Source organism: Paenarthrobacter sp. PH39-S1, from assembly GCF_030063245.1.
Lineage (GTDB): Bacteria > Actinomycetota > Actinomycetes > Actinomycetales > Micrococcaceae > Arthrobacter_M.
On record NZ_JASISR010000068.1, the window covers coordinates 1 to 9071 of the forward strand.

General features: G+C 64.3%; 11 protein-coding genes and 1 pseudogene. 2 read left to right on the forward strand and 10 right to left on the reverse strand.

The window, feature by feature from the left end; genetic code table 11:
* The coding region (locus tag QMG52_RS21065) for a helix-turn-helix transcriptional regulator (RefSeq protein ID WP_283562362.1) at positions 1–581 on the forward strand (581 nt) is incomplete at its 5' end.
* Positions 582–987: 406 nt separating this feature from the next.
* On the opposite strand, the gene QMG52_RS21070 is transcribed toward QMG52_RS21065, so the two are convergent.
* From QMG52_RS21070 to QMG52_RS21105, 8 genes are all read right to left on the reverse strand, one after another.
* Entirely contained in the window at positions 988–1980 is a 993-nt protein-coding gene (locus QMG52_RS21070) for a glucose-6-phosphate dehydrogenase assembly protein OpcA (protein ID WP_283562363.1), read from the reverse strand.
* The gene (gene zwf, locus QMG52_RS21075) at positions 1977–3533 is read right to left on the reverse strand and encodes a glucose-6-phosphate dehydrogenase (RefSeq protein ID WP_283562364.1); all 1557 of its coding nucleotides are present in this window, start codon (positions 3531–3533) and stop codon (positions 1977–1979) included. Before zwf ends, QMG52_RS21070 begins: the two co-directional genes overlap by 4 nt.
* Before the next feature lie 46 nt (positions 3534–3579).
* Complete coding sequence (locus tag QMG52_RS21080) at positions 3580–3813, reverse strand: hypothetical protein (protein ID WP_283562365.1); 234 nt, start codon at positions 3811–3813, stop codon at positions 3580–3582.
* A gap of 72 nt (positions 3814–3885) precedes the next feature.
* Positions 3886–4131: a hypothetical protein gene (locus QMG52_RS21085; protein WP_283562366.1), complete on the reverse strand. Its 246-nt coding sequence runs from the start codon at positions 4129–4131 to the stop codon at positions 3886–3888.
* Between the two features lie 187 nt (positions 4132–4318).
* A complete protein-coding gene (hxlA, locus tag QMG52_RS21090; RefSeq protein WP_283562367.1) occupies positions 4319–4942 on the reverse strand; it encodes a 3-hexulose-6-phosphate synthase in 624 nt (207 codons plus the stop codon).
* 55 nt (positions 4943–4997) lie between these two features.
* Positions 4998–5609 carry a 6-phospho-3-hexuloisomerase gene (gene hxlB, locus QMG52_RS21095; RefSeq protein WP_283562368.1) on the reverse strand — a complete coding sequence of 204 codons (612 nt, stop codon included), beginning with the start codon at positions 5607–5609 and terminating at the stop codon, positions 4998–5000.
* 457 nt (positions 5610–6066) lie between these two features.
* On the reverse strand, positions 6067–6207 hold the full coding sequence (locus tag QMG52_RS21100; protein WP_283562369.1) for a site-specific integrase: 141 nt from the start codon (positions 6205–6207) through the stop codon (positions 6067–6069).
* A 19-nt stretch (positions 6208–6226) separates the two neighbouring features.
* Positions 6227–7282 (reverse strand): site-specific integrase, encoded by a 1056-nt coding sequence (locus tag QMG52_RS21105; RefSeq protein WP_283562370.1) that lies wholly within the window; start codon positions 7280–7282, stop codon positions 6227–6229.
* A 222-nt stretch (positions 7283–7504) separates the two neighbouring features.
* Between QMG52_RS21105 and QMG52_RS21110 the strand changes: the two are divergent.
* Positions 7505–7926, forward strand: a pseudogene (locus tag QMG52_RS21110) (transposase); the annotation flags it as partial.
* A 48-nt stretch (positions 7927–7974) separates the two neighbouring features.
* Here the strand turns inward: QMG52_RS21110 and QMG52_RS21115 are convergent.
* Both QMG52_RS21115 and QMG52_RS21120 read right to left on the reverse strand, forming a co-directional pair.
* Positions 7975–8652 (reverse strand): DUF5134 domain-containing protein, encoded by a 678-nt coding sequence (locus QMG52_RS21115; protein ID WP_283562371.1) that lies wholly within the window; start codon positions 8650–8652, stop codon positions 7975–7977.
* A 253-nt stretch (positions 8653–8905) separates the two neighbouring features.
* The coding region (locus QMG52_RS21120) for a copper amine oxidase (protein ID WP_283562372.1) at positions 8906–9071 on the reverse strand (166 nt) is incomplete at its 5' end.

Genomic DNA, 9071 nt, shown 5'->3' on the forward strand with positions numbered 1-9071 from the left:
GGGAGGACCTGCGACCACTCACGCGCTTCAGCGGCATTGAGGTCGAGTTCATCAAACCACCCCTAAATGGAAGGGCCCTGCCCGGCGAAGTTGCCCACGCCGCACGGGCCGTCGTCCGCGGACTTGTGCTGGCCATGATGGAACAACCCGACGTCAGCAGAATCCGGACGCAGTGGGACTGCGACGGCGAAAACCTGCTGATCAACGTACGCGACGACGGCGGCGGCACACTCGCCGCCGACGCCCCGAGCATCAGCCGCCTGGACCGCCGGGTCCAAGCGCTCACCGGACACCTGCAGATCGACGTGATGCCCGGCTGGGGTGCAGACGTCCTCGTCACACTCCCCCTGGACCCGCCGACACGCCCGGCCCGGGGGGATATCGCCGGATGGAACCTTGCCGCCCGCGAACTCGAAGTGCTCCAACACCTAGCCGCCGGACAACGCAACCGCACCATCGCCTCAACACTGGGCATCAGCGAGAACACGGTCAAGTTCCATGTACGGAACCTCTTCAAGAAGCTCGACGTCAGCTCCCGCACCGAGGCCATCGCCCTGGCACACAACCACGGACTCCGATGACGCTGTAACGACCCCGGCGGCACCGGGACAATCCGTGCCCCGTCGAGGCACGACGGTACAATGAGCAGCGCACCCCGGGACGAAGTGGGTCATCCCTATGCCGCTGCTCGCTGGTCCCGTAGGTCAGGATTCAGGCATCTGGACCACCAGCAGCCACATCCGCAGCGCCTTGCGGAACGCCGCCGACGGGTCGATGGCGTTGATCTGCAGGTCCGGACGCCGGGCCGACGGGCGGGCGGAGAGTCAATCTTCGACGCTCTTGTGGTCCCGGCTGTCGATGATGCCGAGGACCTGGCCGGTGTCCGGATCCACGATTGTGGGCATCAGCGGCATCGGTCGGGGTCCGTGCTTTCGATTCCGGGTCCTGGGGGGGGTAGGGCACGGAACGGAGCGGTGTTGTGTTCCTTTAGGTGGTGATCAGTGACAAATGGTCCTGTTTTTGTCCTGGTTCCGCGGTGCCGGTCGATGGCTGGTGGCTTTCGTGGTCCGCGCTGGATGTTCCAAGGCTACGAACGGTTTCGCCGAAGACTTCGTCGGGGTCGAGGCGGCGGAGTTCTTCGGCGAGGCAGTCTTTGAGGCTGCGGCGTGGCAGGGAGATCCGTTGGGCGGGTTGGCCGGGCTGGGTGAGTTCGGCGATGGTGTGGCCGGGCCTGACGAGTTGGATGTCGCCGCTGCGGCGGTGGAGGCGGACCCGCCGGATCCCGGTCCCGGCGGGGTCCGCGAGGATGGTGACGGGCACGTCTAGGGCCAGGGTGAGCCAGGCCGCGAGGAGTGCGGTGGAGGGTGAGTCGGTGGCGCCCTCGACGTCCACGGCCGTGACGGGGGCGTCGTCGGCCTGGTCCAGGACGGCGGCGAGCTGGATCCGCCAGTTCGTCAGCCGGGTCCAGGCCAGGTCCGTGTCGCCGGCTTTGTAGGTGGCGCGGATGTTCTCGAGCGCGGCGACCGGGTCTGTTTCATTGGCCGAGTCGGTGATCCGGCGGTGTGCGATCCGTCCGATGGAGGTCTGCCCGGCGTTTGCCGGGGCCCCGTGCGGCCACCACGCGACAATCGGCGCGTCCGGCAGGAGCAGGGCCGCGACGAGGGATTCGCTTTCGGCGGCGAGTTCCCCGGAGCCGCGGAGCACGATCACTTCGGAGGCGCCGGCGTCCCCGCCGACCCGGATCTGGGCGTCCAGCCGGGTCACCGCCGAGGCGCCGGCGTCGGCGAGGACGATGATCCGGCAGGGGTGTTCGCGGCTGGCCTCGTTCGCGGCCTCGATCGCGTCTTCCTCGAGCCCGGAGCGGGTGATGATGACCAGGGTCAGGACCCGGCCCAGGGCGGTCACACCGCCCTGGGCGCGCAGGGCCGTGATCTTCTTGGAGATCTTCGAAGTTGTTGTATTGGGCAGATCTACGATCATGGCCTTCTCCAGGTTCGTCCGTCACGGGCCAGGAGCTCATCGGCCGAGGCCGGCCCCCAGCTGCCAGGGGCGTAGGGTTCGGGCTGTTCGTCCAGGGACGCCCAGTAGTCCTCGAACGGGTCCAGGATCTTCCAGGACAATTCGACTTCGGCGTGGCGGGGGAAAAGCGGCGGCTCGCCCAGGAGCACGTCCAGGATCAGCCGCTCGTAGGCTTCCGGACTGGATTCGGTAAACGAGTGCCCGTAGCCGAAGTCCATCGTCACGTCACGGACTTCCATCTGCGTGCCCGGTACCTTGGACCCGAACCGGATCGTCGCGCCCTCATCGGGCTGGACCCGGATCACGACAGCGTTCTGGCCGAAGTCATCCTCGCCGTGGTCGGTGAAGAGCAGGTTCGGGGCACGCTTGAACACCACGGCGATCTCCGTCACCCGCCGGCCCAGGCGTTTGCCGGCCCGCAGATAGAACGGCACCCCGGACCAGCGCCGGGTATTGATATCCACCCGGATCGCTGCGAACGTCTCGGTCTTCGAATCCGCCGGGATCCCGTCCTCGTCCAGATACCCGGAGACTTCCTCCCCGCCCTGCCAGCCGCCGGTGAACTGCCCCCGGGCCGAATGCGTGGAGAGGTCCGCCGGGAGCTTGACGGCGGCGAGGACCTTTTCCTTCTCGGCCCGCAGATCATCGGCGTTGAAAGAAATCGGTTCCTCCATCGCGGTCAGCGCCAGCAGCTGCAACAGGTGGTTCTGGATCACATCCCGGGCCGCACCGACGCCGTCGTAATACCCGGCCCGGCCCCCGGTGCCGATATTCTCGGCCATCGTGATCTGGACATGATCCACCGAGTTCGCGTTCCAGAGCGGTTCGAAGAGCTGGTTCGCGAAACGCAGCGCCAGAATGTTCTGGACCGTCTCCTTGCCCAGATAATGATCAATCCGAAACACCGCGTCCGGCGGGAAGACCGACTCAACAATCCCGTTCAGCTGCCTCGCCGAAGCCAGATCATTCCCGAACGGCTTCTCGATCACCACCCGCCGCCACTTCTCCCCCTCGGCCTGAGCCAGGCCGTGCCGGGAGAGCTGACGGCAGACCAGCTCGAAGGCCTTCGGCGGGACCGAAAGATAAAACGCATGGTTCCCCCGCGTCCCGCGCTGCTCATCAAGCTCATCGATCGTCGCCGCCAGCCGCTCGAACGCGGCGTCATCGTCAAACTCGCCCTGGACAAACCGGATACCCTCCGACAGCTGCGCCCACACCGCCTCATCAAACGGGGTCCGGGCGTAGGCCTTCACCGATTCCTTCACCTCGGCCGCGAAGTCCTCGTTGCCCCACTCCCGCCGGGCAAAACCGACCAGGGCAAAACTCGGCGGCAACAACCCCCGGTTCGCAAGGTCATACACCGCCGGCATCAGCTTCTTCCGGGCCAGATCACCCGTCACCCCGAACAGGACCAGCGAGGACGGGCCGGCAATCCGGTTCAGCCGGCGGTCCCGCGGATCCCGCAGCGGGTTACGCCCGGACGCCCCACTCGGGTCAACGCATGTAACAGACATTGTTGGCTTCTAACTTTCGACATGCAGTGGGGCCCTCGACCGGCGGTTAGGAGAGTATCTGCTCGCGGGTCTCCCCAAAGGGAACCGTGTCGCTGAGTGCGAGCATGTACCGGCCAGGATCATGGCGGGTGACCAGGATGCCGGCAAACCGTTGGGGCACCGCTACCCGGCGGAGCTGGGCCTCAGCATGGTCGAGCAAATCATAGAGTCGACCAGGTTCGGTAACACGGACTTCCAAAGGCTCGGTGGCCTGACTACGTTCGGTGGTCTGAGTATGCATGTTGACCAGCTTCCTTCCCAGGGACTTGGGTCCCCAATGTCCCACCCGCTCATCGTTGAGGTGTGGTGTGTCTTAGATTGAATACAGCGTGACGGGATCATCACGCACAAACAGATGACGGCTGCCTGTGCCGTTCTCGATGACCCATATCAGGGTCCCGTCCTCGGCGCGGTCATCAACATAAGCTCCGTAGCAGAACGAACCGGCGGACAAGACTTCAACGAATTCCCCGTGCTGAAGGGAAGCCCACTCCCGGACAGGGCGCTGGCCAGGGAGCCTACGGCTCTCCCTGGCCGGTCCCAGTGTTTGTTGATTCATGTCGTACATTCTTTCCCCCGAACCGGTCCTGTCCGCGGTGGCGTCTCTCCGCCCGGGGCCCAGGCCGGAAATGTCACGACTGCGGGCCCTGAAGTTCCAGGGGCTACACCCCGGAGGTGGCGTCCCGCAGCCTTTTAGACTGCGGGACACCACCATGAATCGGAGAGTCAGACCACTAACCGTAGGGTTAGACGATCGCTTCGCGGAGTTCCTTGGCGGCCTGGGCCGGGTCGGCTGCACCGTAGATGGCGCCGCCGGCGACGGCGACATCGGCCCCGGAACGCTGGACGGCTTCGATGGTGCTCAAGCTCACGCCGCCGGCCACGGAGAACGGAACGCGGGCTTCTTCTCCGGCCCTGAGCAACCCGCTCAAGTCGTGACCGGGCTTGGCCTGCTCGTCCAGACCAGCGTGCATCTCCACGAACTTCGCCCCCAGCGCGCGGGCTTCCTTGGCGCGGGTGACCTTGTCTGCCACACCGATGAGGTCCACGACGATGCCCTTATTGTGAGCCTTGGCCGCTTTGACGCCACCGGCGATGGTGGAGTCATCGGCGCTGCCAAGTATGGAGACCAGGTCGGCGCCGGCCTTGAAGGCGATGTCAGCCTCAAGCTCTCCAGCATCCATGGTCTTCATATCAGCAAAGACGATCTTGTCCGGGTGCGCGTTCTTGACAGCGGTGACGGCGGAGAGCCCGGCGGCCTTGATCAACGGGGTACCGAGTTCGATGATGTCGACGTACTCAGCGACCTGACCGGCCAGTTTGAGGGCGTCTTCGACGGTCAGGAGGTCCATGGCAACTTGGAGTTTCATGATGTTGTTTCTTTCTGTAGGGAACTGCGGTGGATATGGAAAGTGGAGGCCTCGATTATTCGAGGTTGGCGTGCCTGAGCCAAAGTTGCTCGGCCTGTTCATCGGTGTTGTCCCACAACGACTGGAAGATGGCCTCGGTGGCGAGGAAAAGTACCTGTTCGAAGAGGGACCCGGAGTACTGACGGGAAACGCTGGAGCCGTGGTCGGTCTTCTGGGCGGCAGGAATAATCACCAGCGCGTCGGCGAGACCAGCAAGCGGGGAATCCGGGTTGGTGGTGAACGCGGCAATCCGCGCTCCGGCCTTCGCCGCGGTTTCCGCCGACTTAACCACTCCCGAAGTCGTCCCCGACCCGGAAGCCACCAAGAGCAGGTCACCGGAACTGATCGCAGGAGTAGTGGTATCACCGGCAACATGGACAGTCAGGCCCAGGTGCATCAGCCGCATGGCCGCCATCCGCAGGACCAGGCCGCTCCGGCCCGCACCGGCGACGAACACCCGGCCTGTCTGACCGAGATGGCCTGCCAGGTGGCCCGCCAGACCAGCCATCTCCTGCTCATCAATCTGGGCCGCCGTGTCCGCGATCTCGTCCCTGACGAGGGACAGATTACGGACAATGTCATCTGCGGTACTGTGCACGGTAGGCGTCGCTTCTGCTGTCGGATCCACGATTTGTCCCCTTCGATTCGGTCAACGGCCTGCAACGGCCGAACGGATGCTTTCCGGTTGATATCCATGATCCCGAAACAAACAGGCAGGGGTAACACTGTTTTCTGACGGTTCTTACTACACTTAAGGATTGGACGGACGTTTCCGCTCCGGCAGACTGGCTCCGGCAGACTGCCTGGATGAGCGCAGCTGCAGCTTGCGGCTAAGCGCGTGAAACCCGCAGGTCCGGTTGCTGGGTCTGCTCCAGAAGCGCCGAGCCGGTGGGCTAGGGTGATGGGTTGGACGCCCTGCCGCTGGCGTGCCCAGGAAATGGCCAGCTCGGTTGTCAGCACGGTGGCGCCGGACGCCTCGATGAAGGCCGCGAGTCGGGGAAGATCATAACTTTCCTGTCTGAGTTTGTAGCCCAGGTCCCGCCGGAGTTTCAGGTATTCATTGACGTGGCCGAGGAGTTCGCTCATCACCGTTCACCGCCTGGCCAGGGCCGGGCCAGGGCACGGAGCCCGTTGATGTCGACCCTGGCGTAGGCGGCCGTGCTCGTCAGGCTCTGATGCCGGAGCACCTGGGCGATCTCGGGCAGGGGAACACCGGAATTGACCATTTCACAGGCCAGGTGTGCTTCAGACGGTGGGCGCCCACCGGCGGCAGACCGGCACGTCGGCAGGCGCGGCGCACGATCGAGGAGATCCCGCCCGACTCAGAGCCTCAACCGGTGCCAAAGATCTGAGGAAGACTTCCCGGCCAGTCGTTCGAGGGCGTCCCCGTTGGAGGTAGCCCGTGATCGCGGCGCCCACATCGGCCGGAAGCGGGAGCCGGTCATCGCGGTGGCCCTTGCCGTGGACCACGATCAGCCCTGCCCGCCAGTCGATGTCATCAAGGGTCAACGCGGCGACCTCGCTGGCCCGCAGGCCCAGACGGAGGAGGGTGAGCAAGACGGCATAGTCCCGGTGTCCTTCACTGCTTCGCCGGTGACATGAGTCCAGAAGCTTGCGTGCGTCTGCGGCGCTGATCCCTGCCGCCAGTGGTGAGCGGCTGCGGCCCGTGATGGAAAGCGCCGCCCCCGAGAGGTCCGTGGGGAGCAGTCCTTCGATGAAACAAAAACGCAGGAACGACCGCACGGCGACCACGAAGAACTGGGTGGAACCAACGGAGACCATCGCCGCTTCGGCGCGTACGGCATCGGTCACGTCCTTGGTAGCAAGTCCGGCCAGATCACCTCCGGGTGCTTGCCGGGCCAGGAAACGACGGGCCCGCAACACATAAGCAGTCGCCGTGCACTGGACCAATCCCCGCTCAACAAGCATGAACGTTTCGAACGATGCAAGCAGCACATCGACCGGTGATCCCGGAGCAGGTTCACTGTTCTCAGCCTGGATCACGCCTCGTTCAACGAGGATCCCGACCACCGTGTTGAAGACGCGGTGCGGATACGGGGAGATGCGACCGGCGGAATGTCTGGCCGCAACAAATTCCCGGATCCGAGCACTCGTCACGTCCCGTGCCCCCAGCCCCTGTTCCTCGAGCCAGCGGCTCGTATCGGCTGCCATTCTCAGCTCGCTCGCCATCGTTAACGGCGTATAGCCCAGTTCCTTCAATGCCGACCTGAATGCCGGCGCGAACGGTGCCAACGGCCCCCTCATGCGGACCTTGCTGACCTTGGTTGCGGGGATGCCCATTTCTTCCTCCTTCATGCGGATACCGATACATGAAGGATGAACCCGAGCCCGTGATTATGCCGACAATTCCGGCCCTCTCACCCCGCTGGGCAGGGACGATGCGAAAAGGTCAGCATAACGCGAAGGTCGGCATAATCTGATTCGATCCCCAGAACCGGAAACGGGAACGCCGCGGTGGCTTCCTTGATTGCTGCAAACACCCATTTCTGCGCCTTGTTCTTCTTCCGTTACGCGGCCCGGCAGTACTGGGACGAGATGTCCCGTGACCTGTGCCCGGTCTACACGGCGCCGTCGGAGGCCGCGGCGGAGGAAGGCTTCGTCGATTTCTCGGGCACATGGGGCCAACGGTACCCGGCGATCACCCGGCTCTGGTAGAACGCGTGGAGCGAATTCGTGCCATTCCTCGACTACGGCATGGAAATCCGGCGGGTCATCTGCAGCACCAACGCCATCGAATCCGTCAACGCCCGCTGCCGGCGCGCGATCCGCGCCCGGGGCCATTCCCCACCGACCAAGCCGCACTGAAATGCCTCTCCCTGGCCACCCGGGCTGGACCCCACCGGCAAAGACAGGGCACGATGGGCCACACGATGGAAGCCTGCCTGAACGCCTTCGCCATCACCTTCGAAAGAAGAATCAACTAAATGCCAGCCATGGTTCCACCGTTAAACGGACACTCCCGGTGTGGCGGGTTATGCGGTCATGGTGGCGAACATGAGGGCCATGATGGCGGCGCCGAGGGCTTCGAGTGCGTGTTCTGAGCGGGTGAAGTGCCGCGGGGTGGCCATGTGGCGGGAGGTGGTTTTTGCTGTCCGGTGGCGCAGCAGAAGGACAAGGAAGATCACGGCGGCGGCTCCGAACAGTACTGTCAACGGAATTGCCAGGGCGGGTAAGTGATCGAATGTTGTTGTGCCCGTGCTGGTTGCTGCAGCGCTGTTGTGGGGTGCGGATGTCATAGTGTGGTGCGCGGCCGGCATGGGCATTGCCATGGGCGTCCCGTCGGCCTGGGCGTGGCCGGTGGTGCGGGCCATCATGGCGATCATGAGGGCGGCCGCGGCCATGGTGAGGCTGTGGTAGAGGCATTTGAGTCTGCCCTGGGTGCTGACGCAGAGGATTTTGAATTCGGGGCGGGCGATGGCCTGGATGATGAACCACAGTGCCGCGCCGGCGAGGAGCGCGATCTGGGCGAGCATAGTGGAGGGTAAGACGTTCCACAGCATCGCTGCCATCAGGGTGTTCATAAGGGCGTGGAGCGTGTTGTTGACCCGGGCCGTGAGGTGGCGGGACCTGACTGTCTGCAGGAGGTGGTACGTACCGCCCAGGAGCAGGACGGCCGTGAGGGTCCAGGTCATTGCGGGGATATCGAACACGCGGATCACGCTCTCACTACTGGATTAGGGTCAGGAAAGGGCACTACGGCGTTTGGGCCAGAGATAGGTTCGGTCCCCGACGCGGGGTTCCGACAGCATCGGGGACCGAAGTTTGGGGTTGGATACAGGCGGTCCCCGGTGCTGTCGTTGTGACATCGCCGGGGACCACCTGTTCAGGGCTGCTCTTGCGCCAGTTCTGGTTCAGTCCGGTTCCGGTCCGGTCCAGTTCTGGTTCGTGGACCTGTTTGCCTGGTTAGTGCTCGTTTCCGGCTGTGGTGCAGCATCCGCCGTTGGTGTCGGTGGCTGCGGTGATGTTGCTGGGCAGGTTGAGGGTTGGGTTTTGGTCGAAGAAGCCGTGGGGTTCGATCATGAAGCCGATGTTTTGGCGGGGCATGACGGGCCAGTCTTCGAGCCGGACG

What these genes read in the sequence shown, in the direction of transcription:
- QMG52_RS21080 (WP_283562365.1), bottom strand. Translation starts at nt 3,813, where the DNA reads ATGCATACTCAGACCACCGAACGTAGTCAGGCCACCGAGCCTTTGGAA.
- QMG52_RS21100 (WP_283562369.1), bottom strand. Translation starts at nt 6,207, where the DNA reads ATGGTCAATTCCGGTGTTCCCCTGCCCGAGATCGCCCAGGTGCTCCGG.
- QMG52_RS21105 (WP_283562370.1), bottom strand. Translation starts at nt 7,282, where the DNA reads ATGGGCATCCCCGCAACCAAGGTCAGCAAGGTCCGCATGAGGGGGCCG.
- zwf (WP_283562364.1), bottom strand. Translation starts at nt 3,533, where the DNA reads ATGTCTGTTACATGCGTTGACCCGAGTGGGGCGTCCGGGCGTAACCCG.
- hxlA (WP_283562367.1), bottom strand. Translation starts at nt 4,942, where the DNA reads ATGAAACTCCAAGTTGCCATGGACCTCCTGACCGTCGAAGACGCCCTC.
- QMG52_RS21070 (WP_283562363.1), bottom strand. Translation starts at nt 1,980, where the DNA reads ATGATCGTAGATCTGCCCAATACAACAACTTCGAAGATCTCCAAGAAG.
- QMG52_RS21085 (WP_283562366.1), bottom strand. Translation starts at nt 4,131, where the DNA reads ATGAATCAACAAACACTGGGACCGGCCAGGGAGAGCCGTAGGCTCCCT.